The sequence below is a fragment of the Amycolatopsis orientalis DSM 43388 genome (genome assembly GCF_000411975.1).
GTDB classification, from domain to species: domain Bacteria; phylum Actinomycetota; class Actinomycetes; order Mycobacteriales; family Pseudonocardiaceae; genus Amycolatopsis; species Amycolatopsis orientalis_D.
Window position 1 is genome coordinate 20,668 of sequence record NZ_ASXG01000078.1, and the last position, 24,624, is coordinate 45,291.

Consider the following 24,624-nt stretch of genomic DNA (forward strand, 5'->3'; position numbering starts at 1 on the left):
CGCCGCGGACCGTCTTCCCTGGTCGGGCGCGGCTGTTCACAGAATTGGCGCGGCCGGCCGGTTTCCCCATTGCCATCCGGTGCCGTAGATGCCGGGACGGACGTCGCGCAACGCCAACGTCGTCGTGTGCGCGGCGCCGGCGGACAGCGGGCTGCCGGGATGTTCGGGACCGCCGAGGCCGCGCTGTTCGAACGACCGGACCCGGTGCGGCACCCGCGGGCCGAAGCTCACCTGGCAGACGTATTCCGCGACCGGCCGGGTGAACCGGCGGTGGTAGTGGTCGATCGGCGGTCCGGGCGGGAACCGGATCTCGTACTCCACGATCGTCACCTCGCCCAGTTCCAGTGCGTGCTCCAGCCGCAGTTCGCCCGCGAACATGCCGGTTTCCCGGTCGACGCAGACCCGGCCGACCCGCGCCGCGCGCACGTAGCGGTAAACCGGGTCGGCGGTCAGGAACGAATCGGCCTGGTAGTAGGTCATCAGCCGGTCCACGCCGTCGACGGCGGCCTCGGCGATCATCCGGACCTGCAGCGCGCGCTCGCCGCCGTGCTCGTCGAGCAGCATGCGGTCGTGGATCGACCAGAACGACAGCTGTCCGTCCGGCGGCGGTTTCAGCTCGGCGGAGAACGCCCGCAGCTGCGGCCACAGCCGGCGGCGCTCGATCCGGCAGGCGGGTTCGCCGAGCCACCGCCCGCGCGGCGCCTTGGGGCCGAGCCGCGACGTCAGCGTCCCCGGTTCGAGGCTCAGCACCGCCTCCAGCTGCGCGACGGCGGCGATCGACGTCTCGCGTTCCGGTTGCGACCGCCCGCGCCGCCAATAGGACAGCGCCGAGCGCGAAAGCCGCACCCCGCGCGCGGCGAGGTGGTGCTGGAGCCGGTCGAGCGACAGCCCGGATTCCTCGATCGCGGTGTCCAGCGTGACCGCGAACGAGCCCGCGGAAGGCCGAGTCACGTTTTCAGGATGATCTCCCGCACCGGCGCTCCGGAACCTCCGAAAGTCCGCATTTCCCCTGCGCACGCCACGGGTATCCGACGAACGACCCTGGCCGGCCGGGCCCGGGCGCGCCACAGTGGACGTCGTGCCGTCGTTCGCCAGCGCGCTGGACGCCGCCATCAGCGGCGCCGGACTGACCTTGGACCGGCTGCGCGAGCACCTGGCCGCCCGCGGGGTGACGGTGTCGCGCAGCGCCTTGGCGTACTGGCGGACCGGGCGCTCCCTGCCGGGACGCGAGGCGTCGCTGCACGCGGTCGTCGAACTCGAGCAGGTCCTCGGGCTGGGCGCGGGCGGCCTCACCTCGCTGCTCGGGCCGCAAGACCGGCCGGGCTCCCGTCTCCAGCGGACTCCCCTGCTCGAACGGCGCCGGCTGTGGCCGTCGGTGCGTCCCGCGTCGCTCGAATTCGAACTGCCGCCGGAGGACCAGGTGCGGCTGTGGTCGGTGCACGACGAGCTTCTCGTGGACGACCGCCAGGAACGGCTGCTCAGAGTGCGCGTGGTGGCCGAGGCCGCAGTCGACGGGGTCGTCCGGATGGCCGCCTACTACCAGACCGACGACCGCGCGCGGCAGCCTCCGCGCTTCGTCGCCGGGCACTGCTGCCGCGCGGGCCGGACCCGGGTCGACGCGGGCAGCGGGCTGCTGGTCGCCGAACTGTTCTTCGACCGGGAACTGCGGGCCGGCGAGGTCGCGACGGCGGAGTACGAATTCGTGTTCCCGCGAGGCCGGCCAGCGCTGGGATACCACCGCCGGCTCACCCGGCCCGCTCCGCTCTACACCTGCCGGGTGCGATTCGGTTCGCACGTTCCGGAAAGCATTCGCCGTTTCGAACAACGCGATCTCGCCGCACCGCGCCGAAAGGTGGAAGAACTGCGCGCGACCGGGAGCGGCGCGGTGACGCTGGCGGCGAAGGAAGTCCGCGCCGGGATCATCGGCGTCGAGTGGACCTGGTAGCAATTCTGTGAACACAGCACGCTGACCAGCCGAAACCTGGTCGACACGGCGTGGTTTCCACTTTTCGTGGCAGACCCCGGAACGCGGTTCTTACCGTGCGCAGTGCGGTATTCCTCCTCACCTCTCCGGAGCGCACATGCGAAGTCCAGCTCTCCTCGTCGCCGCATTCTTGACGACCGCAGCCCTTTCCCCGCCGGCGGCTACGGCGGCCCCGCCGTTGGTCCCGCTGAACGCGGCACCCGCTGTCCCCGCGGGCGCCACCGCGGACAGTTCCGCCCTGCCCGGCCAGGTCACCGTGTCCGTCGCGCTCAAGCCCCGCGACCCGGCCGGAGCCGAGCGGTATGTCGCCGCCACGGCCGACCCGAACTCCCCGCTCTACCGCCATTACCTGACCGCGGCGGAATACACCGAGCGGTTCGGGCCTACCGCCAGCGCCGTCGAACAGGTGCGGAAGTACTTGACCGGCAAGGGATTGCGCATCGACGACGTCACCGGAAACCGGCAGGTCGTCACCGCGTCCGGCACGCCGGGCGAGGTGGAAACCGCTTTCAGCACCTCGATTTCCGGCTTCCGTTCCGCCGCCGGCGAGCGGTTTTTCAACGCCACCAAGGCAACCGCGGTCCCGGCGGACCTCGCCGCCGTCGTCCGCGGCGTCACCGGCCTGACGAACCGGCCCGCCGCGCACCGGGCCAGCGCGCCGGCGGGCCCGTCCGGCCCCGGCGGCGGCTACACCCCGGCGCAGTTGCGCGCGGCCTACAGCATGACCGGCACCTCCGCCAGCTACGACGGTTCGGGTGAAACGGTCGGGCTGATCGAGTTCGACACCTTCAAGCAGTCCGACATCGACGGCTGGACGCAGTACTTCAAACAGCCCGCCGTCACGCCGGAAGTCGTCAAGGTGGACGGCGGCGTGTCCAATCCGGGCAGCGACCAGATGGAGGTCACGCTCGACATCCAGGCGGTCGCGGCGACCGCGCCGAAGGCCAAGCAGGTCGTCTACTCCGCGCCGAACTCCGACCAGGCGTGGGTGCACGAGATGGCGCGGATCGCCTCGGACAACAAGATCACCGTCCTCTCCGGGTCGTGGCTCAACGGCGAGCTCTGCGAGTCCAGCCCGATCGCGGCCTCGCACGATTCCTACACCCAGCTCGCCGCGCAGGGCGTCACGATGTTCTCCGCGTCCGGCGACTGGGGCGGCACCGGCTGCGGCTACCAGGGCGACAACAAAACCGTCCAGGCCGACTACCCGGCGAGCGACCCGCTGTTCACCGGCGTCGGCGGCACCCAGCTGCGGACGTCCGACAGCGCGGGCACGTGGCAGTCGGAATCGTGCTGGAACCAGGGCGGCAGCGGCAATACCCGGTCAGGGGGCGGGTATTCCCAGATCTACGACCGGCCGGACTGGCAGCCCGGCACCAACAAATACCGGTCGGTCCCGGACGTCTCGATGGTGGCCGACTACGGAGCCGGCGCGCTGTCGGTGTACCTGAACGGCGGCTGGCTCGACGTCGGCGGCACCAGCCTGTCGTCCCCGCTCTGGGCGGGTTACGCGGCGATGCTGAACCAGAAATCGCTCAGCGGCGGCAAATCCCGGCTCGGCCAGCTGAACCCGAGCATCTACAAGATCGCCGGTTCGGCGGACTACGCCTCGACGTTCCACGACGTCACCTCGGGCAGCAACGGCACCTACAACGCGGGCACCGGCTACGACCTGTGCACCGGCTGGGGTTCCCCGAAAGCCGACGCGCTGGCCGCGAAACTGACCGGCGGCGACACCCCGCCTCCGGCGCGGGACTTCTCGCTGTCCGCCTCGCCTGCCTCCGGCAGCGTCGCCGCAGGCAGTTCAGTCAGCACGACCGTCACCGCCGACGCTGCTTCGCTGAAGTCGGCGCCGAGCGTCGTGGGCGGCACCCCGACCACGACTGCGGAGCACCCGTTCATCGTCTCGATGCGCCGCGAAGGTTCGGCCTTCCCCGGGCAGCAGTCCTGCACCGGCACGCTGTTCGGGCCGCGCACCGTGCTGCTGGCCGCGCACTGCCTGCTGGAGAAGCCCGGGCACAAATGGTTCGTCTACGGCGATGACGATCTCACCCAGAACACCGGCACCACCGCCGAAATCGCCTCGCAATGGGTGCACCCGAGCTACACGGACTGGAGCGCCGGCGCGGACGTCGCGGTCGTGACCCTCGACCGGGACCTGCCGGTGCCCGCCGGGACGACGTACCCGAAGCTCAACACCGACCCGAGCCTCGACGCACCCGGCACGAAGGGGATTTCGATCGGCTGGGGCGAAACCGGCGCGAACACCTACAGCAACGTGCTGCGCCAAGCCGAGGTGCCGGTGGCCGAGGACAGCGCCTGCAAGGGCCGGTTCACCGATCCGCACGGGCAGGAGCAGTACAAGACCCCGGCGATGCTGTGCACCGGGTACGCAGATCACCACGCGGGCGCGTGCATCGGTGACAGCGGCGGGCCGTATCTGGTCGGCAACACGGTCGTCGGAGTGTTCTCGTGGATGTCGACCTCGTGCGACTGGTACGCCGTCTACGCCCGGGTTTCCACCTACGCCGCGGACCTCGCCCCGCACCTGCCGGGCGGCGACAACCCGCCGCCGGCCGGAGCGATCAGCCTGACCGCCGCCGGCCTGCCCGCAGGCGCGACGGCGACGTTCAGCCCGGCGAGCGTCGATCTCGGCGGCCACTCGACGCTCACGATCGCCACGAGCGCGACCACCCCGGCCGGGACGTACGACGTGACGATCTCCGGCAAGAGCGCGAAATCGACGCAGACGGCCCACTACCAGCTGACCGTCACCGGTGGGCAGCCCGCGATCCTGGCCGTGGCGGACCCGGGCAACCAGAACAGCTGGACCGGCAAAGCGGTGAACCTGCCGTTCAAGGCCTCCGGCGGGGTCAGCCCGTACCGGTGGTCCTCGACCGCACTCGCCCCGGGCTTGACGCTCGACCCGGCGACCGGGGTCGTGTCCGGGACGCCGACCCGTGCGGACAGCAGGCAGGTGACGGTCACAGTCACTGACGCAGCCGGGAAGACCGCCAAGACGACGTTCTTCTGGTTCGTATTCGGCTGAGTTCCTTCTCCCGCAACGAGGTGCCGTCCCCACTCCGGGGGCGGCACCTCACGCTTTCCGCGACGTCAACAGCAACAGACAACCAATGGCGACCGCCGTCACCAGACCCGCGACGAGCAGTTTCGGGTCGATGCTGGTAGTCGCCGCCGCTTGCGCGACCGGCTGCGCCGAGGTCGGTGCCGCGGCAGACGTACTCGGCACGACTGAACTGGCCACTGTGGACGACGACGGCGGCGCGGACGCTACCGGCGGCACCACCGCAGCAGTACGGCTCGGAGCGGACGCGGGCCGGGAAGCGGGTGCGGCGGCGGACGTGCGAGTGGCCGGTGGTGGCGGCGGGGCGGGAGCAGGCTGGACGATGACCTGCGCACGCATGTCCGGATGCACGGAACAGTAGTAAGCATAGGTACCAGGAGTCTGGAAGGTGTAACTCCAGCTCTGCCCCTGCGACAGCTGCGGACTGCGGAACGCGACCGGCGCGCTCGTGGTGACCACGTCGTGCGGCGCGGTGTCGTGCTGGATCCAGGTGACGGTGTCGCCGACGTGCACGGTCAGCGACGCGGGCGCGTAGGCGTAATCCTGCATCATCACCGTCTGCGTAGCCGCGGCGGCCGGTGCCATCAGGGGTGCGGTGAGCAGGCACAGGACCGCGACAGCCAGAAGAGCGAAAAAGCGTTTCACCGTACGAACTCCCCGGCGAATTCGATGTGGATCGGCCGCCGCGCGAGGAGGCGCACGGTCCGGCCGACTGTCCGAAGAGGACGGCGAGGCGGTGGCAACGTTCCGCGCAGCCAGAGGATGACGCAACCCTCCCCTGCCTCGCGAACTTCACCGCCCAGTACGAGATCGCGGGTCGAATCGCCGAATTCCAGCCGTCCGGCGAACTCGGCCGGCGGCTGTTCGGCGATTTCCTCCGCGCTGAATCGCACCTGGCCCAGTTCCCGGGTGACCATCGAGGACAGCAACGGCACGCGCGTCCGGAACGAGCCGCCGTCGATGTCGGCGGTGAGGGAGCCCCGCGCGAATTCGGCTCGGCGTACGGTCAATCGGCCGCGCAGCAACGGGATTCCGCACAGCCGCAGGGTCAGCTCCAGCACGCGGCGATCGGGCCGGATCCGGCGGACGCCGGGGTCCGCGGCGAGGCTGCCCGCCGAGGGCAGGAACCGGGTGTCAGTGGGCACGAAGTCCTCCGAGGTCAAGCGGTGGTCCGGGGCGGGCGCGGCGGCCCGCCCCGGACCGGTGGGCACGGGTCAGCAGGACGCCTGGTTGAGCAGCGGCGTCAGGACGTTCTCCAGCCAGACGGTGTGCGTCTTGATGTACTGGTCCAGATTCAGCAGATCAGTCACCTGCTGGCCCGGCGACTCCTCGAGATGCGCGGACTTGATGTGCGCGATGATCGGCGCGAGGGTGTCGGTGACGACCTTGTCGGCGGAACCGTCGAGCACCGGTTTGAGCACGCTTTCCAGCCACACGGTGTGCGTCTTGATGTACTGGTCCAGATTCAGCAGATCAGTCACCTGCTGACCCGGCGACTCCTCCAGGTGCGCGGCCTTGACGTGGTCGAGGATCGGCTGCAGCACTCCCTTGGGCACGCAGTTGCCCGGCGGAGTGTCGGTGGGCATCGGCATCGTGTGCGTCGGGCTGGACGGCGCGGTCGGGGTCGAGGACGACGACGGCGGCGCGGTCGGCGACGACGGCGCCGCGCCTTGCACGGTCACGGTCGCCTTCATGTCCGGGTGGATCGAACAGTAATAGGAGTAAGTGCCCGCCTTGGTGAAGGTGTGGGAAAAGGTGCCGCCGGTCTGCAGAGTCGGCGACGTGAACTTCTCCGGCCCGTCGGTGACGACGACGTTGTGCGGCGCGCTGTCGTGGTTGGTCCACGTCACCGTGTCGCCCGCGGAGATGGTCAGGCTGGCCGGGGAGAACTTGTACCCGCTCATCTCGACCGATTTGGCCGAGCTGGCCGAGGCAGCCGGTGCCGCAGCTCCGCCCTGCTGCTGCGCGAGCCCTTGGTACAGCGGAACAGCGAGCGGACTCTGTTTCGCCAGCGCGGCGAGATCGACCTGGGGCGTGCTCGGCGCGGCGACCGGAGCCGTCTGCTGCCCCGTGCGCAACGTGGTGAGGCTGACCAGGGCGAACGCCAGCGCGACGACCGCGACCGCGATCGGCCACCGGCGCCGGCGGCCTTCCGCGGGCGGGGCGTCCGGCCGCGTTTCGGCGGCAGCGGGGGTGGGTTCCGGGTTGTCCATCAAGGAGATTCCTTTCCAGGGGTGTTCACCGGCCGGGACTGGCGGTGACGAGGAGGCTCGCCGCGAACAGCACCACGACGACGAGCGTGGCTTCCGCGGCGACGGAATAAACGAAGGGACGGACCGCGCCGGCGTCGCCGCGCAGCACCACCGCGAAGTCGAGCCGCCGCGCGACCCAGCTCTTGCTCGCCTGGGCGAAGAGCAGGACCACGGCGAGCGCCGCGAGTTTCGTCAGCAGGATCCGGCCGTAGCCGGAGGTGAACAGCCGCCCCGGGTCGCCCAGCGTCCCGGCCGCGAGCACGACGCCCGCGCCGACCACGACCAGGACCGAGACCAGGGCGAGCTTCGAATACCGCGGGACGACGGAGGCGAGTTCGCCGGGATCGCGCCGGGACAGCACGCCGAACAGCAGCATCGCGAGCCCGCCGACCCACGCGCAGACGCCCGCGAGGTGCCCGAAATCCGCCAGCTGGCTGAGCAGCGGACGCGCGCTTTCCGCGGAATGCCCGGTCAAGCCGGTCGTGCGCAGCAGCCCCGCGGCGACCACGCCCGCGCCGACCCGCCATCCCGCCGACCGCGCGGCCCGTTCGCCGCGCTGGAGCACGTCGGCGAGGACCACTCCGCCGAGCACCCACAGCAGCGCCTTGGCGAACCAGATCCGGCCGAACTGGCTGTCGAGCACCTGGCCGAGCAGGGCCGGGTCGAACAGGTCGCCCGGCGGCCGCTGGGCCACCCACGCGCCCTGCAGCCCGAGTCCGGCGACCGTCCCGGCGAAGCCGAGAATCCAGCCGGTGGCCAGCACCCCGCGGGCGCGACGGGAATCCGCCCCGGCCGGCCACAGCAGCGCGAGGAAGACCATGCCGCCGACGAACAGGGCCAGCCCGGCGTAGTCCGTGCACCGGGCGGCGACGTACCAGAATTTCGCGGAGCCGAGATCCACCGGTTCAGCCCCCGCTCGACGGGGCCGGGGTCGCCGCGGGCGACGGCGCCGGGCTCGCCGGAGCCGGGCAGGAACCGAGAAGGGCAGCGAGAATTCCGTCCGGACCGGTCAGCCCGGCGCCGGAAACGAGGCCGCCGACGAGCGGCAATCCGCTGACCGTTTTCAGGACCGGCTGCACGGCACCGGGCTGGCACGTCGGCGTCCCGGTCGGCGGAGGACTCGGCGGCGGCGTTTCCGTCGGGCCGGGCGGCGCCGGATCGCCGGACGGCGGCGGGATTTCCCCGGTCGGCGCCGGGGGTCCTCCGGTGGGCGAGTCCGGCATCGGCATCGGCATCGCGGAGGCGGGCGGTTCGGCGGGCGGGGGACCGCCGTCGGGCACGGGCGGCATCGGCTGCACCGCACCCGCCGGGGGCAGGTCTCCGTTGGGCAGTGCCTGCTGCGGCGCGGGCGCGGCCTGCGCCGGGGCGGGCTCGGCCGGCACCGGACCGCCGCTCGCCGCGGTCGTTTTCAATCCGATTCCCGACGCGTATCCGACCACGATCACCACCGCGCCCGCCAGACTGGCCGCGACCACGTGATCCCGGCGAAGTCCACGCCCGGCTGAAGCCACCACAATCATTCCTCCCGATGGGCGGATGGAGCACGACGAGTGAGCACCACACCAGACGCTGCGTTTCCGGAGCCGACGCGACCATGACAGCAACGTAAAATTGCCCTCCGAATAACCGCGGGCAATCGGTGAACTCGCGCTCGCCCGAGCAGTGAGAATTATTTAACGCAGCCGTTGCGCATCCGACGCACTGCCGACAACCGGTTGTCGAGACCATCCCGATCCGACACTTATCCCCTTCCGGAAGCAGGGTTCATGCGATTGCCATCCACCACGTCCTCCGCCCGCCGAGACCGGCCGCGCCGAACCGGACGCGGCATCCGCCTTCTTTCCGCAATTCTTTTCGGCCTGCTCGCGACCCTTTTCCCGAACCCCGCCGCCGACGCGCACAGCTTTCTGGAATCGAGCACTCCGGCGAAGGATTCCGCGATCGCGACCGCGCCCGCGAAAATCGTGCTCACCTTCAATGAACCTCTGGACAGCGGATTCACCGAATTGACCGTGGTCGGTCCGGACGGCGCGACGCATTGGGAGTCCGCCGCGGCCACCGTCGCCGGAGCCGAATTGTCCGCGCCGGTGAAACCGCTCGGCCCGGCTGGAAAGTACACAGTGGACTATCGGATCGTCTCCGCCGACGGGCATCCGGTGTCCGGCTCGTACTCCTTCACACTGACCAAGCCCGGCCCGGGCGCCTCGGCCGCGCCCGCGTCACCCGCGCCCGCCTCGCCCGCGCCGCCGCCGTCCACCGCCGCGGCATCGACGGCCGGCGAGGGCGACGTGCCGCCGTGGGTGTGGGTGGCAGCGGCCGCGGTGCTGCTGATCGCGGGCGGAATCGTCGCGGCCCGCATTTCGCGCGGCCCGTCGCGAGACTGACCTGCTGCCCGCTATGTCCGGTTGACTGCCGGACGGGGCAATTCACCACGACCGCCGCGGGCTGTGCGCACTCGGACACCAGATGCTGATCACCGCGCTACCGGGACGCAGAGTCCGCGCGATCGAATGCCGGGCGTACCCGCCCCTTGCCCGAAAGGCTTGCCTCATGCCGATTCCCGTACCCGAAGCTCTCGACCTGCAGGCCGACGTCGCCGACGGAAAGATCGACGACCTGCGCCGCCCCGGCCGCTACCTGGTGAGTTCGATGCTCGCCGGGGCGTTCATCGGCGTGGCGGTCGTGCTGCTGCTGTCCGCGACCGGGCCCCTCAACGCGGCGAGTTCGCCGTGGACGAAAACGGTGCAGGGCCTGGTGTTCGGAATCGCGCTGACCGCCGTGGTGTTCGGCGGCGCGGAACTGTCCACCGGAAACATGATGACCATGGTGCAGGGCGTTCTCGTCCGGCGGCGCGGCGTCGGCGCGGCCGCGGCGGTGATCGTGGTGTCCTTCGTCGGCAACCTGCTCGGTTCGGTCGTCTTCGCCTGGCTCGTGCACGAAGGCGGCGTGCTCTCCATCGGCGCCTCCGCCGGACATCCCGGCCCGGGCGCGGCCCTGCTCGCGAGCCTGATCAAGACGAAAACCGCGGAATCCGCGAGCGCGCTGTTCTTCCGCGGGGTGCTGTGCAACTTCCTGGTCTGCCTCGCCGTGTGGATGGCCGCGCGGACGAAGTCGGACGGCGCGAAGCTGGCGCTGATCTTCTGGTGCCTGCTCGCGTTCATCAGCTCCGGTTTCGAGCACGTGGTCGCCAACATGACGACCTTCTCCCTCGGCCTCCTGGACGGCGTGCCCGGCGCGACGATCGGCGCGTTCGGCCGCAACCTGCTGTTCGTCGGGCTGGGGAACCTGGTCGGCGGCGGGCTTCTCGTCGGAGCCGCGTACGCCGTGCTGGGCAGCCGGTCCCGCGCGAGCGCTCCCCCGGTCCCGGCGGCGGAGGAACTCGCGACCACCGGCAGCTGACCGGTGCGCGGCCGGCGACGGACCGCGGGGCCGGCCTTCCGGAGAGGCCGGCCCCCGCGGTCCGGACGCGTCAGCCGGTCACGAGCGAAAGGCCGTAGGTCTGCAGGATCTCGTTCACCGGCTGGAACCAGGTCTCCCCGCCGGAACCGCAGTTGCCGAAGCCGCCCGAGGTCACTCCCTGGGCCTGGTCCCCGGTGATGAAGGAGCCGCCGGAGTCGCCGGGTTCCGCGCACGCGTTGGTGTGCGTCGCCTGGTAGACCGCGCCTTGGGCGTAGTTGATGGCCTCGTTCAGGCCCAGCACGGTGCCGCAGTGCCAGTGCGAGGTCGAGCCGGAGCGGCAGATCGACGAGCCGACCGGCGCGACCGACGAGCCGCGCACGATCACGTCGCTGACCGTGCCCCAGCCGAGCACGACGGGAGCGGTCCACCAGCCGTTGCCGATGGTGATGTAGGAGTAATCGTTGCCGGGGAAGGAAGATCCGGCGAACGTGCCCATCGCCGAGTTGTCCCAGCCCACGACGGAGCTGCCCGGGCTGCCGCAGTGCCCGGCGCTGACGAACCCGCCGTGCACTGAGAAACCGATGGAGCAGCGCGTGTTTCCGTTGATGTAATAGGGATCTCCGCCGACGGTGCCCGCCGAGAGCGTCCGCGGCCGCGCCCCGGTCGCCACGGTCACCGGGCCTGCTTCGCGGGCGCGGGCGAGAAAGGCGTCAACGGCCGGGCCGTGTGCTCCGGGCTGCAGCGTGACGACCACGCTTCCGGTGCGCGGATCCGCGTGCCAGCCGCTGACCTCGGCCGGGGCGCGGTTCGCCTTCGCGGCGGTGTCGATGGCCGTCTTCGCCGCGTCGAGAGCCGCTGCGGTGACGCGCGCCGGTACGGTTTCCGCACCGGTGCGGTGAACCGCGTCGGCCGCGGCCGGATCGGTCACGCCGACGACCAGCTTGCCGAGAGCCGGATCGAACCAGGCCCCGCCGAACGCCGCGCCGGCCGCCTGCCGGGCGGCGGGCAGCTGCCGGGACGCGGTCAGTTCCTGGCGGAGCCGGACTTGCGCTTGCCCGGCGCTGAGGCCGAGATCCCGTTGCATGGCCGCGACCAGCCCGGGCGAGGCCTGGGCGGCGGGCGGGAGCACGGCGGCGAGGCTCGCCGCGAGCACGGCCGCACCGGTGAGGCTGAGGGTGATTCTTCGACGCATCGGAACTCCTCGAAGGCCGGGGGAAAGAAACCCACTGCCGACCGAGTGTGGGGAGCCCGGCCCGAGCCGGTCCAGCGGCGGCCCGGTTTTGTCCGAAACCTGTCGCCGCGGCTGCTCCGTTCGTCCACCGCGGGACGGACTTCCGGGCATTCGGCCGGATGCCGCCGCTCAGACGCGCCCGGAAGCCCGGCCATCCCAGAGTGCCGTCGAACTGTCCCGGATCGTCCGCATGCCGGGGATAATGCCCCCATGTCGTCGATCGTCGCTTTCTCGGCCCTGTCCGTGCTTCTGGTCGTCATTCCCGGTCCGGCGGTCATGCTGATCCTCAAGAGCGCGGTGGCCCGCGGCCGGGGTCCGGCCCTGCTGACCGCACTGGGAGTGCTGGCCGCCGACCTGGTGTGGGCGGGCGCGTCGGTCGCCGGCCTGACCGCGCTGCTGGTGTCCTCGCAGGTGGCCTTCGACGTGGTCCGGTACCTGGGCGCGGCCTACCTGATCTTCCTCGGCGCCAAGCTGCTGCTGACCCGCGGTTCGGCCGGTTTCGCCGGGCCCGACCTGGCCGCGTTCCGCACCGCCCGGCCGCGCAGCGGGTGGCGCGCGTTCCGGGAAGGGCTTCTCAGCGACTTGTCCAACCCGAAGACCGTCATCGTCTTCACCAGCGTCATCCCCCAGTTCCTCCACCAGGGCGCGGGACCGGTCGACACCCTGGTCCTCGGTTCGGCGTTCGCGGTGCTCGGATTCCTGTCCCTGAGCAGCTACGCCCCGGTCTTCAGCGCCGCCGCCAGGTTGCTGCGCAACGCACGGGTTACCCGCGTGATCCTCCGCGCCGGCGGCGCGATCCTGACGGCGTTCGGCGTCGGCCTCGCCGTCGAGCGCCCCGCCGGGTGACCTCTCGCGGAGCCGCGGGCCCACCGCGATCGGCGGACGCTGAGTTCGCTGGCACGCCGCAAAGCATTCAGGCGAGCGGAGTGTCGTCCAGCGCCTTCGCGAGATCCCCCGGGGTGTCGTAGAGGGCGACAGCGCCAGCCCCGCGGAGTTCGTCGTCGCCGAAACCTCCGGACCGCACAACGATCGCGGGCATTCCGGCTCTCTTCGCCGCTTCCACGTCCCACACCGAGTCGCCGACCATCACCGCCGCCGCGTCCGGCGGCGCGCCCAGTTTCTTGAGCGCCGCCTGCAGCAGATCGGGAGCGGGCTTGGACTCCTCGACGTCCGCGCTGGTGGTCCAGTCGTCGGCGAGGTCGCGGGCGTCGAGCTTGTCCAGGAAGACCTCCGCGTGCCGCTGCTGCGCCGAACTGGCGAGCACCAGCCGGTGGCCGCGTTCCTTGATCGCCACGAGCAGATCGCGAGCGCCCGGCAACGGGGACATCTCGTCGAGCAGCGCGTCGACCTCCTTGCCCTGCCGTTCCCGGGCCCGCTCGCCTGCCCGGCGCTCCAGCTCCTCCCCGCCGACCGCGGTGACGAGCTGATCCCCGCCCATCCCGATCAGCCGGTGCAGCCGCCACACCGGGTACACCGCGTCCACCGACCGCAGCGCGCGATACCAGGCGAGGGCGTGGTGGTAGTTGGAATCGATGAGCGTCCCGTCGATGTCGAGGACGGCGATGGGGGAAGCAGTCACTCGCGTTGGTTACCCAGGGTCGCGGAAGTTAATCGCTTCGCCAAGCCGGGTTCAGCGGTCCTGGTGCGCTTTCTCGCCGGTGCGCACGTCCGGGAAGCGCACCCCGGTCAGTTCTTCGGAGATCCGCCAGAGCCGGCGGGCGTCTTCGGTGCTGCGCAAGCGGGAATACAGCTTCTGCTCGGCCGGCGGTCCGGAGAAATGACGGAAACCGCTGGGCCCGTACAGCCGCCCGCCTTCGGCGCTGGGCGACGTCGCGGCGCAGAGCGCGGGCAGCGCAGCCGTCTCCACTGTCCCGAACAGGAGACCGCGGGCGGACAGCGCACGGATGAAGCGCCCCCGCACCGTGACGCCCGCGCGGCCGACCTCCGGGCGCGCGGCGAGAAGGTTCGTGGGCGCCACCCCGGGATGGGAGAGGTTGCTCGTGACTCCCCAGCCGCCGTCCCGGCTGCGCCGCTCGAGCTCGAGACCGAACAGGCCGACCGCGATCTTCGACTGGCTGTAGGCCTGGTTGCCGAGGTACTTCCGCTCCCACTGCAGATCGTCCCAGTTGATCGTGTGCTGATCGGCGGCGACGCTGACCTGCGAGACGATCCGCGCGCCGCCCGCGCGCAGGAGCGGAAGCAACTGGGCCGTGAGGGCGAAATGCCCGAGGTGGTTGGTGCCGAACTGCAGCTCGAAACCGTCCTTTGTGGTCTGCCGCGCGGGCGGCGTCATCACCCCGGCGTTGTTCACCAGCAGGTGGATCGGCCGTCCTTCCTCGACCAGCCGGCCCGCCGCCTCGGCGACGGAGCCCAGCGACGAGAGGTCCAGATCGCGCAGCGAGACTTCGGCCGCGGGGTGCCGCCCCCGGATCGTCGCGAGCGCGGCCTCGCCCTTGCGCCGGTTGCGCACCGGCAGGACGACCTCCGCGCCCGCCGCGGCGAGCCGGGTCGCGATGCCGAGGCCGACGCCGTCGCTGGCGCCGGTGACCACCGCGAGCCTGCCGGTCAGATCGGGAACCACGAGGTCCGGTGCGGTCTTCGCCATGGCGCTTCCTCCTGCCGATGCCGCGGGCCGGCGCGCTGGGCCGACGGAAACCCCCGCTTTATCTGACATCTGTCAGATTAAGGGTAATCTGACAGGTGTCAAGCCGGGCGCGTCCCCGGCCCGGCCGAGCAGCGAGGAGCACGGGCACCATGGCGGCAGGGAAACCGGCGACGTCCGCGGCGCGGGGACCGGGGCGTCCCGGAGCGGGCACGCCCCCGAGACCGCCCGAGGCCGAAATCCTCCGGCGCGGCATGGAGGCCTTCGCCGAACTCGGCTACGAGCGGACCTCGGCGCGAGAACTCGCGAAACGCCTCGGCGTCAGCCACAACTTCATCAACGACCGCTACGGCTCCAAAGCCAGGTTTTGGCGCGCCGTCGTGGATTCGGTCCTGGAGAACGACCAGCGGGAACGCCGGCACCTGCTCGACGCCGACCTCGACGACGCCGAACGAGTGCGCGCCGTCATCGCCCACTTCTACCAATCCGCCGTCCGGACACCGCTTTTCGGCCGCCTGCTGGCCGACGAATTCGGCCGCGAATCCGAACGCCTGGACTACCTGTACGAGAACTACGTCGCCCCGACCCTCGAACCGCTGATCCCCGCCCTCGAACGGCTCAGGGCAGCCGGCCGCCTCCCCGCCGTGCCGCTGGACGTGCTCTTCTTCGCCGTCATCAGCCCGGTCGCCGGCCTCATGCAACTGCCGCTCGCCCACCGGCTCGGCCGTCCCCAGCCCGTCACCCCGGAAACCCAGGCGCACACCGCGCGCCAACTCGCCGACCTGATCACCGACGGCCTGCTCAACCAACCGCACCGATAACACCCGCGCCACGCCGGCCGCGCAGCGGATTACACCGGTACCCGAGAGCGCCTGCTAGCGCGAGGGCACGAACCCGGAATCACCGGTGCTGCCAAGGAATCTCGCCTGCCGCCCGTTGATCCCAGGCAGCAGTCACCGTCCTCGTACCGGCGCGCCCCATGCCGTCTGGTCGCGCAGCGCTTTCTTGAGCACCTTGCCGCCGGGATTGCGCGGCAAGGGCACCTGGTGCACGGCGACGTACTGCGGGACCTTGAAGTCGGCGAGGCGTTGCTCGAGGTAATCCAGCATCGCGGCGACGTCGAACGCGTCCGACGACGGCACCACGACCGCGCCGACCTTCTCGCCCAGCACGTCGTCCGGCACCCCGACGACGGCCGCCTCCGCGACGTGCGGCGCGCCGGCCAGCGCGTTCTCGACCTCGACGCAGTACACGTTCTCGCCGCCGCGGTTGATCATGTCCTTGGCGCGGTCCACGACGTGCACCAGGCCCTCGCCGTCGATGCGGGCGAGGTCGCCGGTGTGCAGCCAGCCGTCGACGATCGCCTCCGCCGTGGCCTCGGGCTTGTTCCAGTAACCGGGAACGCGGTTCGGGCCCCGGATCAGGAGTTCGCCGACCCCGGTGCGCGGATCGGGGTCGGCGACCGCCAGATCCACCACCGGCACGGCGAAGCCGACCGAATCGGCGTGCTCGGTCGACCACTCGTGCGGCAGGTAGGTCGCGATCGAGGCCACCTCGGTCAGCCCGAACCCGTTGCCCACCTTGGCGGACGGAAACGCCTCTTTGATGCGCGCGACCAACGCCGGTGCGATCGGCGCGCCGCCGTAGGCCGCCCGGAGCACGCCGCCGGTGTCGAGTGCCGCGAAGTCCGCGTGCGCGATCGCCAGCCGGTAGATGGCCGGCACCGTGACGAGGATGTTGATTCGCTCCTCCGCGATCGCGGCGAGGAACGTCGCGGTCTCGAAAGCGGGCAGGATCACCGTCGTGCCGCCGAGCGAGAGCTGGACGAGCAGCTGGGTGTTGCATCCCGTCACGTGGAACAGCGGTACCGAGATCAGGTTGCGCAGCGACGGCCCGGCGGCGCGGTCCAGCTCGAGCACCCGGATCGCGGTCTCCACATTGGACAGAAAATTCTCGTGAGTGGTGATGGCGCCCTTGGGAAATCCCGTGGTGCCGCTGGTGTAGAAGATCGCGGCCGGGTCGGCGTGCACGGCCTCGTCGTGCACGGTCGGCGGACCGGAAGGCAGCGGTTCGCCCTCCCGGAACACGTATGCCGCGCCGCAGTCGGTCAGCACGTACTCGACCTCGGGATCGGCGAACCGGGTGTTCACCGGCACGACGATCGCCCCGGCGAGCACGCTGCCCAGGAACGCGCACACCCAGTCCGCACCCGCGGGGAGCAGGATGGCGGTGCGGTCGCCGGGAGCGATTCCCCGCTCTCGGAGGCCGCCCGCCACTTCGGACGCGCGTTCCCACAACTGCGCGTAAGTCAGCCGAGGCCCGTCGACTTCCACGACGGCCTCGACCTCGGGATGCGCCTGGACAGCCGCCCGCACCGCGGCCACCAGCGACGCCGGCAGGCGGTCGTACCGCGCGACGCCGTCGGGTCCGCGCGTGATCCCGGTCAGGTCGAACGGCCCGTGCTTGGTCTCGGTCATCACGCCCCCGCGGTGAAGTAGCGGCGCGGGTTGTCGACCATCATCACGGTGATCTGCTCGTCGCTGACGCCGTGCTCGCGCAACGCGGGCAGGACGTCTTCGCTGATGTGCAGGTAGTTCCAGTTGGGCACCGCCTGCTTCAGCAGTCGCTGGTACTCCTCGCCGGAGAAGAAGTCCATGTAGCAGGCCGCGTCGTGCGAGAGGACGATGCGGTCGGCGTAGCCCTGCTCGCACAGCGCGGCGATCGTCGCGACCCGGTCGGCGGTGGGGTTGTACAGGTCGAGGCCGAACCGGTCGCAGCCGATCGTGGCCCCCGCGTCCATGATCCACTTGAGATAGTCGAGATCGTTGGTGTCCCCGGCGTGTCCGATCACGACCTTCGTCAAGTCGACGCCGCGCTCGCGGTAGAACTCGATGGCGAGCCGCCCGGTCTGGTGCGCGGAGTTGGTGTGCACGGTGATCGGCGCGCCGGTGGCCAGATGCGCCTCGCAGATCGCGGTCTGGACGCGTTTCTGGTCCGGGGTCAGGCCGCGTTCCTCGACCACGCCCTTGAGAAACGCCGCGCGCACGCCGGTGTCCGCGATGCCCTCGGTGATGTCCCTGACGAACAGCTCGGTCATCGGCTCGGGCCCGTCGAACATCGCGCCCGGGCCGCGGTAGTGGAAGTAGTGCGGGATCTCGTCGAACGTGTACAACCCGGTCGCGACGACGATGTTGAGGTCGACCTCGGCGTTGACCCGCTGGATGCGCGGGAGGTAGCGCCCGAGCCCCACCACGGTCGGATCGACGATCGTGTCGACGCCCGCCGCCTTGAGCGCGCGCAGCTTGGCCACCGCGTCGTCGACGCGTTCGTCCTCGTTCCACCAGTCGTGCCCGTAATTGGCCAGGATGTCCGGGGTGAGCACGAAAACGTGTTCGTGCATCAACGTCGGTCCGAGCTGATCGGTGCTGACCGGCCCGCGAACGGTCGCGACCATGGGCTGCCTCCGCCTTGTCGTCGTTGACTGGTTGCCAGGGAGTGAAACTCCCGGGAGGCGGGCGCGTCATTCGCGGGCGCGCACAGTTCTGTCGCGAACGCGCACGGAGGCAATTATGCTCGGCGGAACCGCCAGGAGGTGACGACGGTGTACCAGCTGGACAGCCTAGCCGTGGGCGACGGCACGACCGTCGGGGCCGCGGCACAGGACGCGTGGCGGGACTGGTGCCGGGCAGCGCACGGGCGCTTCGACTTCGCCTTCGACACCGACGTCTACCGGGCGCGGCTCGTCCGCCAGCACACTCCGACCTACCAGCTCATCGGCTGGACCGGCGACACCGAACTCGTCACCCGCCGGGCCCGCGACGTCCGTCGCGATCCGCGCGGCCACTACGAGCTGCTCGTCCCCCTGCGCGGCAGCCTCAACGTCGGGCCGGACGGCGCCGTGCGGCAGCTCCGGCCGGGGGAAATGGCGCTGGTGCCATTCGACGTCCCGTTCCAGTGCGGCCACGGAGCCGATGCCGCCGCGCTCACCCTGCTGGTGCCGGCCGACCGCGTCGAAAACCGGCTCGGCCCGCGAGCGATCCGCGGCCATCGCGTGTTCGGGAGCACCGGACTGGCCCGGGCGAGCCGGGAACTCGCGGTAACCCTGCTGCGCGAGCGGGCGCACCTGTCCGGCCCCGACTTCGACGCCGGCTGCGACCGGGTCGTCGACCTGTTCTGCCTCGCCAGAGACGGCGCGGCGGCCGAGCCTTCCACCGGCGACACCGTGCTCGACGCGGTCCGCCGCCACATCCGCGAACACGCGACCGATCCCGACCTGTGCGTCTCCGCGATCGCCGCCGCGGTCGGCTGGTCGACCCGCTACGTCCAGACCGTACTGGCCCGAGCGGGCACCACCCCGACGGAACTCATCCGCCGAGAGCGCTTGGACCTGGCCCGCACGAGGCTGTCGAACCCAGCGCTCGCCGGCCAGACGATAGCCGCCGTCGCCGCGTCCGTCGGCTTCTCCTCCCCGAGCGCCTTCAGCCACGCCTACCGTGCGCACTTCGGCTGTTCTCCGAGCGAAACCCGCGGGGAAACTGCTTCCTTCCGTTGAGCGGACGCTGGGGTTGCGCCCACGGCCAGGAATCACCGCTCGTTCCGCATTCGCGGCAACGGCCTCCGGGGAACGGCCTGCTGCTCGATGACGCCGTTCTCGCCTGCGCCGGCAGTGCGCCATTCACAACGCTGGAAGCAGGCCCCGCCAAAAGAAGAGACCGACAATTCTCAGGCGTATCGGCGAACCGACGCAGGGGCGGCTATCGCTAATCCGTGCGTGGTGGCGAAGCGCGCCGCAGCCAGGTCGCTGAGTGGCTCTCCATCGTCGCTCACGAGGCGGCAAACCATGGCGACGGGATAGTGGCCCGCTGAGGCGACGAGGTCGAGCACTCGTTCCCAAATCCGCGGGCGCGCGACGAACCCCTCGTCCGCGCAGCGGATCGGCAGCACGTGCCCGGGCCGGACCAGATCGGCGGGAAGCGCTTGCGGGTCGGCGAGCACGCGCATCGTCCGGGCGCGATCGTGTGCTGAGATGCCCGTCCCGACGTCTGCCGCGTCGACGGCCACGGTGAACGAGTGGCCGCTGTCCTCCGACCCGAGCACCGGCTGGTCGGGGATCCGGAGCCGGTCGAGCCAGGCCGACGGCGCGGCGGCGTGGAGCAGCCCCGAGGAGTGCCGGACGGCGAAATGCAGGAGCGCGGAGGTCGAGGACCCCGCCGGCAGGGCGAGCACTGCTCCGTCTTCGTCCGGCAGGACCGCGAGCCTGCCGGCAGCGAAGGCAGCGCGGACAGCGTCGTCCGGGTGCAGCGCGGCGGCCGCCGGAGCCGGGAGGGTGCAGAGATCGGTCATCGTGATTTCCTAGTGTTCAGCGGGGTTCCGGATCCTCGGTGCGAAGTCCCGCGAGCAGTGCGCGCCGGCTGGCTCGGACGTGCTCGCGCATGACTTGCTCGGCACTGTCGCCGTCCTTGGACAGGATGAGTTCGAGGACGTGGTGGTGTTCGCGGTCCGATTGGTGCGGCCGCCCCGGTTGTTTGAGGGACGTGGTGACGAGACGCGAATAGGCGAGCTGGTTCATCAGCGTGCGGTAGTGCGCTTCGAGTTTGCGGTTGTCCGCGCCCACGATGATCAGGTCGTGGAACTCCTCGACCAGCTCCGCGTATCGCTGCCGGTCGTCCGCGTCGACGGCGAGGTCGGCCTGCCGGAGGTTCTCCTTGAGCTGATCGATCTCGGGCACTTGTCCGCGCTGGGCGAGCAGCCGGGCCGCGGCCCCTTCGAGGAGTTCCTTCATTTCGAACAGTTCGGTGATCTCGCGGCGCGACGGCGCGGTGACGAACGTTCCGACCCGCGGCCGGATCTCGACGAGGCCCTCGGTCTGCAGCTGTTTGAAGGTCTCGCGGACCGGGGTCCGGCTGACGCCGAACTCCTCCGCGAGCGCGAGCTCCGACAGGCTCGTCCCAGGCGCGGCTTCGCCGTCGATGATGCGACGCCGGATCTCCGCGATCAGCCTGCCCTGGATCGAGCCGGTGCTCGCCCCGTTGACGCCAGCCACTGCCTGACTCCCTTCTGCTGCTCCGCCCGGATCACGTCCCGCCTGAGACGAGGTCAGACCAGCGGGTCGAGGGCGCTTCCGTCGAAGAACCTACCCGCGCTGTACACCATCGACGGGACGTCGGCGACCTCTGCGTGGACCACCCGGCAGATGAAGACGGTGTGGGTGCTGGCCAGCAGCCGTTCCCGGATCTCGGCTTCCATCCGCGCGGCGCTGCCCTCCAGCAGCGGACTGCCGTGCGGGCCCGGCGTCCAGTCCAGCCCGGCGAACTTGTCAGCCGATTTCGCCGCGAACGTCTTGACCACGTCGAGCTGGCCGGTGGAGAGGATGTTGATCGCGAGGTGGTCGGTGCGGTACAGGCAGTCGTGCGTGGAGGAGGTGTGCTGGACCGCGACCATGACCGTCGGCGGGTCGAGGGAGATGCTGGAGAAGGCGTTCACGGCGAGCCCGCGCGGAGTGCCGTCGTCCAGCGCGGCGACGACGGTGACGCCGCTGACGAACCGGCTGTTCACCTGCTTCATCAGGCCGGGGTCGGGAAGGATCATGGCAGCGTTCCTCGGAGTGATCGTCGACGTCATGGCGGTCACCGGTCCTGTCCGACCGCGACGATGCCGAGCGCGGTGAGCAGGGCGCGCGGGTCCCAGGTGACCGATTCCTCGACGATGCGGTCGTCCCGGAACCGAGCGAAAGTGGCGCCGTTGACCGCGACTGACCGGTTGGTCGCGGGCACCCCGAGGAAGGACCCGGTGTGCGCGCCGCTGCTGTGCCAGCGGATGGCCGCGCGGTCGCTCTCGACGACGATCTCGTCCACGACAGTCGTCAGGTTCGGGAACGCGGAGCGGGTCGAGACGATGGAGGCTTTGAACTGGTCGCGGTCGTGTTCGGCGCCGCCGCTTTCGATCCGGCGGTAGCCGGGGCTGAGCAGTTCGTCGAGGGCGTCGACTTCGCCGCGGTCCCATGCCGCTTCCCAGGTTTTCCGGATCAGGTCGCGCCGAACGTCGTTGTCGGACATGGGAATCTCTCCTTTCTCTCGGCGCACGCGGTCAGGACACGCGTGCCTTGTTCGCGGCGTCCGCGGCGTCGGCAGCGGTGTTGCCGGAGTCGTCGAAGACGGGTTTCGCGCGGTGCCACAACGGAGGCAGCCGATAGGTCAGCACGTACACGATCGCGGCGACGCCGAAGCCGACGAAGTACGACAGGTCGCCCCACCCGGGATGAGCCTTCGCCATCGGTCCGACGAAGAACGACAGGTTCCAGAACAGCGCGGAGACCGCGGCGCCGACCACCCAGGCCACGAAGCCCCACTCGAGAATCCGCCGGGAGTCGTAGAGCTCGGCGATGCGCGCCCGGTCGCGACGGTGCCCGAGCGCGTAGTCGAGCAGCAGGACCGCGCCGAACGGGGCGATCAGGTACGCGCCGAGGAACAGGAAGGTCTTGAACTTCGCTTCGAATCCCTCGTCCGCCCACAGGGAAATGGCGTAAGCGACCGCGCAAATGGCCGTCACCGCCGCGCGCCGGCTGATCGGGATCCGCAGCGTCTGCACCGAGATCGCGCCGCCGTAGACGTTCAGGAAGTTCTGCGAGAACGAGGAGATCAGGATGACCAGCAGCGCGGGAACGTGGAACGGGCCGGTCAGCCGGTCCAGCGCTTCGATCGGGCTCTCCCCCGAAGCCGCCGAATTGCCCAGGAGCGCGCCGGCGATCCCCAGCCACGACAGCGAGAGGAAGTTGCCCGCGAAGGTCCAGATCCCGGTCGCGCGGTTGACCCGGGTGCTGTCCGGGAGATAGCGGGAGTAGTCCGAGGCGAACGGCCACCACGCGATCAGGAAGGACAGGAAGTAGCCGGCGAAGGTGATCCAGCCGCCGGCGCCGCCGATCCAGCCGGACGCGTGCGGGTTTTCCCGGAAGCTGCCGGTCCAGCCGCGGCTCACCGACACGACGGTGATCATCACGAACCCGAAGAACAGCACGACCGCGAGGATCCGCTCCAGGTAGTGGATCATGTTGTAGCCGAAGACGGCCACCACGAGCTGCAGCACCACCAGGACCAGCGTGCCCAGCCAGTACGGGATCGCCGGGGCGAGCGCCTTCAGCGCCTGGCCGCCGAGGATGACCGTCACCGCGGCCCAGCCGATGCCGGCGAACACGTTGACGTAGGCGACCGGGATGAAGTTCCCGAAGAAGCCGAGCGGGCCCCGGGCCTGGATCTGCTGGGCGACGCCGAGCCGCCCGCCCATCCGGGAGAAGACGCCCATCAGCACCGCGCCGAGCAGCGAGCCGCCGATGATCGCGGTGACCGCGGACGTGAGCGACAGGCCGAAGCCGGCCGCGACGAACCCGAGCACCATGATGGGGAAGTTCATGCCCGCCGCGAACCAGATGAAGAACTGCGAGACCGGCTTCCCGTGCCGCTCGGAATCGGGGATGGCGTCCACCCCGTACGGTTCGACGACCGCGATCCGGTCGCGGTAGTGCAGGTCCGGTGCTTCCCCGGCCGGAACCGGGGACGAAGCGTCGTTGCTTGGCATCGGATCACCTTTCGAATGGGGATCGAAGCGCGGGAGACAGTGGCGGGACGCCGGGCGTCCGGGCCGGTGCCGCGACCTTCGCTGGCGCTGGTCGCCACCTGGCATGCAACAGAATGTAGGACGCGCCACTCTTGCATGTCAATGACTCTCCGCACAGCAGCGGCTGACCGAGTGCTCCACCCGGCGGATTCGGAGTCCCATCAGCCGCGTTTACCTGGCTTTTTCGCCATCATCCCGCGAACCAACCCTGCGCAAGATGGCCATGGACAGCCCGACGAGAGCAGTTCCCCTTGACGTCTGATCTGATCAGACTTACGGTCTGTGGCATGCAAGAGGACGTGAGAGTCGGCGAAATCGGCCTGCGCAAGGTCGTCGTCTACCGCGAGGAGGTGGTCACCGAGGCCGGTGTTCGGCCCGCGCGGCCGGCGATGCGGGCGAGCGTCGCCGCCGTGCTGCGGAATCCCTGGCTGGGGACGGGCCCTTCGCGGGACCTCTCCCCCGAGGTGGCATCGATCGCGCCCGGCATCGCCCGCGTGCTGACCGACCGGCTGCTCGAAGCTCTCGGGGGCGTCGACGCCGTCGAGGCCTTCGGGAAGGCTGCCGTCGTCGGCAATGCCGGCGAGATCGAACACGGCGGCGCCCTGATCCACACGCCGTATTTCGGCAACCTCATGCGCGAATTCCTCGACGGCGAGTCGATCATCTGCTTCGCCGACACCCGCGCGGAGGCGGGGACGGCGCTGGTGGTTCCGTTGTGGCACAAGACGCACGCGGCGACTCGCAGTCACTACCAGACCGTCACCACGCGGATATCCGACGCGCCCCGGCCCGGCGAGATCGTCGTCGCCGCCGCGGCGTCCACCGGCCCCCGCCCGCACCCCCGCATCGGGGACCGCACCACCGACCCCGCCGTCACCGCTCAGGAACTGGAGATCGTCCCGTCATGAAGCTGCGCAAGATCGTCACCCTCGTCGAGGAAACCCGCACCGAGGGCGGCCGCCCGGTCGACCCGGCGGCCCGGGTGGCCGTGGTCGCCGCGATCATCGAAAACCCTTGGCACGGACAGGGATTCGTCGACGACCTGGCCCCCGGCATCGAGGCCACCGCGTCCGACGTCGGCGCGCTGCTCGCCCCCCCGCGTGATGGAGGCGCTCGGAGAGCCCGCCGAGGCGTACGGCAAGGCCGCCATCGTCGGGCTGGACGGCGAGATCGAACACGGCTCCGCGCTCATCCACACGCTGAAGTTCGGCGACCACTTCCGCAAGGCGGCCAACGCCACCACGCTCCTGCCCGCGGTCGAGAAGCGCGCCCCCGCCGGCGTCGTGTTCGACATCCCGCTCAAGCACATCACCGACGCCACGATCCGCTCGCACCACCAGACCGTCGAGGTCCGGATCGCCGACGCGCCGCACGCCGGCGAGATCGTCGTGGCGCTCGCCGCCGCCGCGCAGGGACGCCCGCAGCAGCGGCTCGCGCCGCTCGCCACCGAGCAGTAACCGC

25 protein-coding genes and 1 pseudogene are annotated in these 24,624 nt (G+C 70.6%); 10 read left to right on the top strand and 16 right to left on the bottom strand.

What is annotated here, in order from left to right; genetic code table 11:
• Positions 1-36: 36 nt before the first annotated feature.
• Entirely contained in the window at positions 37-951 is a 915-nt protein-coding gene (locus L942_RS15220) for a hypothetical protein (protein ID WP_037360490.1), read from the bottom strand.
• Between the two features lie 127 nt (positions 952-1,078).
• Here L942_RS15220 and L942_RS15225 point away from each other — a divergent pair, with 127 nt between their 5' ends.
• Positions 1,079-1,945, top strand: a complete 867-nt coding sequence (locus L942_RS15225) for an XRE family transcriptional regulator (protein ID WP_158684470.1) — start codon at positions 1,079-1,081, stop codon at positions 1,943-1,945.
• A 169-nt stretch (positions 1,946-2,114) separates the two neighbouring features.
• Positions 2,115-5,033 (top strand): trypsin-like serine protease, encoded by a 2,919-nt coding sequence (locus L942_RS42020; RefSeq protein ID WP_158684471.1) that lies wholly within the window; start codon positions 2,115-2,117, stop codon positions 5,031-5,033.
• A gap of 48 nt (positions 5,034-5,081) precedes the next feature.
• On the opposite strand, the gene L942_RS15240 is transcribed toward L942_RS42020, so the two are convergent.
• From L942_RS15240 to L942_RS15260, 5 genes are all read right to left on the bottom strand, one after another.
• Positions 5,082-5,714: a cupredoxin domain-containing protein gene (locus tag L942_RS15240; protein WP_037360496.1), complete on the bottom strand. Its 633-nt coding sequence runs from the start codon at positions 5,712-5,714 to the stop codon at positions 5,082-5,084.
• Entirely contained in the window at positions 5,711-6,214 is a 504-nt protein-coding gene (locus L942_RS15245; protein WP_037360700.1) for a hypothetical protein, read from the bottom strand. Before L942_RS15245 ends, L942_RS15240 begins: the two co-directional genes overlap by 4 nt.
• A 69-nt stretch (positions 6,215-6,283) precedes the next feature.
• Positions 6,284-7,282: a cupredoxin domain-containing protein gene (locus L942_RS15250; protein WP_037360499.1), complete on the bottom strand. Its 999-nt coding sequence runs from the start codon at positions 7,280-7,282 to the stop codon at positions 6,284-6,286.
• Positions 7,283-7,307: 25 nt separating this feature from the next.
• The gene (locus tag L942_RS15255) at positions 7,308-8,222 is read right to left on the bottom strand and encodes a copper resistance D family protein (protein WP_037360503.1); all 915 of its coding nucleotides are present in this window, start codon (positions 8,220-8,222) and stop codon (positions 7,308-7,310) included.
• 4 nt (positions 8,223-8,226) lie between these two features.
• A complete protein-coding gene (locus L942_RS15260) occupies positions 8,227-8,841 on the bottom strand; it encodes a hypothetical protein (RefSeq protein ID WP_037360505.1) in 615 nt (204 codons plus the stop codon).
• 246 nt (positions 8,842-9,087) lie between these two features.
• Here L942_RS15260 and L942_RS15265 point away from each other — a divergent pair, with 246 nt between their 5' ends.
• Both L942_RS15265 and L942_RS15270 read left to right on the top strand, forming a co-directional pair.
• Positions 9,088-9,705 carry a copper resistance CopC family protein gene (locus tag L942_RS15265; RefSeq protein ID WP_081655077.1) on the top strand — a complete coding sequence of 206 codons (618 nt, stop codon included), beginning with the start codon at positions 9,088-9,090 and terminating at the stop codon, positions 9,703-9,705.
• Positions 9,706-9,871: 166 nt separating this feature from the next.
• A complete protein-coding gene (locus tag L942_RS15270) occupies positions 9,872-10,720 on the top strand; it encodes a formate/nitrite transporter family protein (RefSeq protein WP_037360507.1) in 849 nt (282 codons plus the stop codon).
• Between the two features lie 70 nt (positions 10,721-10,790).
• Here the strand turns inward: L942_RS15270 and L942_RS15275 are convergent, their stop codons facing one another.
• Complete coding sequence (locus tag L942_RS15275; RefSeq protein WP_037360517.1) at positions 10,791-11,912, bottom strand: S1 family peptidase; 1,122 nt, start codon at positions 11,910-11,912, stop codon at positions 10,791-10,793.
• Positions 11,913-12,161: 249 nt separating this feature from the next.
• Here L942_RS15275 and L942_RS15280 point away from each other — a divergent pair, with 249 nt between their 5' ends.
• The gene (locus L942_RS15280; RefSeq protein WP_037360519.1) at positions 12,162-12,797 is read left to right on the top strand and encodes a LysE family translocator; all 636 of its coding nucleotides are present in this window, start codon (positions 12,162-12,164) and stop codon (positions 12,795-12,797) included.
• A gap of 67 nt (positions 12,798-12,864) precedes the next feature.
• Here the strand turns inward: L942_RS15280 and L942_RS15285 are convergent, their stop codons facing one another.
• Together L942_RS15285 and L942_RS15290 are read right to left on the bottom strand one after the other, a co-directional pair.
• Positions 12,865-13,530, bottom strand: coding sequence for an HAD family hydrolase (locus L942_RS15285; RefSeq protein WP_037360521.1), 666 nt, complete (start codon positions 13,528-13,530; stop codon positions 12,865-12,867).
• A gap of 51 nt (positions 13,531-13,581) precedes the next feature.
• Positions 13,582-14,556, bottom strand: coding sequence for an SDR family oxidoreductase (locus L942_RS15290; protein WP_037360522.1), 975 nt, complete (start codon positions 14,554-14,556; stop codon positions 13,582-13,584).
• A 149-nt stretch (positions 14,557-14,705) separates the two neighbouring features.
• On the opposite strand from L942_RS15290, the gene L942_RS15295 reads away from it, so the two are divergent.
• Positions 14,706-15,374: a TetR/AcrR family transcriptional regulator gene (locus L942_RS15295; RefSeq protein WP_037360525.1), complete on the top strand. Its 669-nt coding sequence runs from the start codon at positions 14,706-14,708 to the stop codon at positions 15,372-15,374.
• A 132-nt stretch (positions 15,375-15,506) separates the two neighbouring features.
• Here the strand turns inward: L942_RS15295 and L942_RS15300 are convergent, their stop codons facing one another.
• Both L942_RS15300 and L942_RS15305 read right to left on the bottom strand, forming a co-directional pair.
• Positions 15,507-17,030, bottom strand: coding sequence for a class I adenylate-forming enzyme family protein (locus L942_RS15300; protein WP_037360528.1), 1,524 nt, complete (start codon positions 17,028-17,030; stop codon positions 15,507-15,509).
• Complete coding sequence (locus L942_RS15305) at positions 17,030-18,007, bottom strand: phosphotriesterase family protein (RefSeq protein WP_037360536.1); 978 nt, start codon at positions 18,005-18,007, stop codon at positions 17,030-17,032. Before L942_RS15305 ends, L942_RS15300 begins: the two co-directional genes overlap by 1 nt.
• Before the next feature lie 147 nt (positions 18,008-18,154).
• On the opposite strand from L942_RS15305, the gene L942_RS15310 reads away from it, so the two are divergent.
• The gene (locus L942_RS15310; RefSeq protein ID WP_158684472.1) at positions 18,155-19,105 is read left to right on the top strand and encodes an AraC family transcriptional regulator; all 951 of its coding nucleotides are present in this window, start codon (positions 18,155-18,157) and stop codon (positions 19,103-19,105) included.
• Positions 19,106-19,275: 170 nt separating this feature from the next.
• On the opposite strand, the gene L942_RS15315 is transcribed toward L942_RS15310, so the two are convergent.
• Genes L942_RS15315 through L942_RS15335 form a run of 5 tightly spaced genes read right to left on the bottom strand, consistent with a single transcriptional unit; the run spans position 19,276 to position 23,124 of the window.
• Complete coding sequence (locus L942_RS15315; protein WP_051165989.1) at positions 19,276-19,896, bottom strand: 3,4-dihydroxy-2-butanone-4-phosphate synthase; 621 nt, start codon at positions 19,894-19,896, stop codon at positions 19,276-19,278.
• Positions 19,897-19,912: 16 nt separating this feature from the next.
• A complete protein-coding gene (locus L942_RS15320; protein WP_051165990.1) occupies positions 19,913-20,596 on the bottom strand; it encodes a GntR family transcriptional regulator in 684 nt (227 codons plus the stop codon).
• Between the two features lie 53 nt (positions 20,597-20,649).
• A complete protein-coding gene (locus L942_RS15325; protein WP_037360539.1) occupies positions 20,650-21,141 on the bottom strand; it encodes a flavin reductase family protein in 492 nt (163 codons plus the stop codon).
• A gap of 38 nt (positions 21,142-21,179) precedes the next feature.
• A complete protein-coding gene (locus tag L942_RS15330) occupies positions 21,180-21,608 on the bottom strand; it encodes an ester cyclase (protein WP_037360542.1) in 429 nt (142 codons plus the stop codon).
• 31 nt (positions 21,609-21,639) lie between these two features.
• Positions 21,640-23,124, bottom strand: a complete 1,485-nt coding sequence (locus L942_RS15335; protein WP_037360545.1) for a purine-cytosine permease family protein — start codon at positions 23,122-23,124, stop codon at positions 21,640-21,642.
• Between the two features lie 326 nt (positions 23,125-23,450).
• Here L942_RS15335 and L942_RS15340 point away from each other — a divergent pair, with 326 nt between their 5' ends.
• The 3 genes and pseudogenes from L942_RS15340 (at position 23,451) to L942_RS45875 (ending at position 24,620) form a co-directional block, all read left to right on the top strand.
• Positions 23,451-24,071 (top strand): amino acid synthesis family protein, encoded by a 621-nt coding sequence (locus tag L942_RS15340; RefSeq protein WP_037360548.1) that lies wholly within the window; start codon positions 23,451-23,453, stop codon positions 24,069-24,071.
• Positions 24,068-24,196: pseudogene (locus L942_RS45870) on the top strand (amino acid synthesis family protein); the annotation flags it as partial. The gene L942_RS15340 and the pseudogene L942_RS45870, both read left to right, overlap by 4 nt.
• A gap of 70 nt (positions 24,197-24,266) precedes the next feature.
• Entirely contained in the window at positions 24,267-24,620 is a 354-nt protein-coding gene (locus L942_RS45875; RefSeq protein WP_268745723.1) for an amino acid synthesis family protein, read from the top strand.
• The last annotated feature ends 4 nt before the right edge of the window (positions 24,621-24,624 follow it).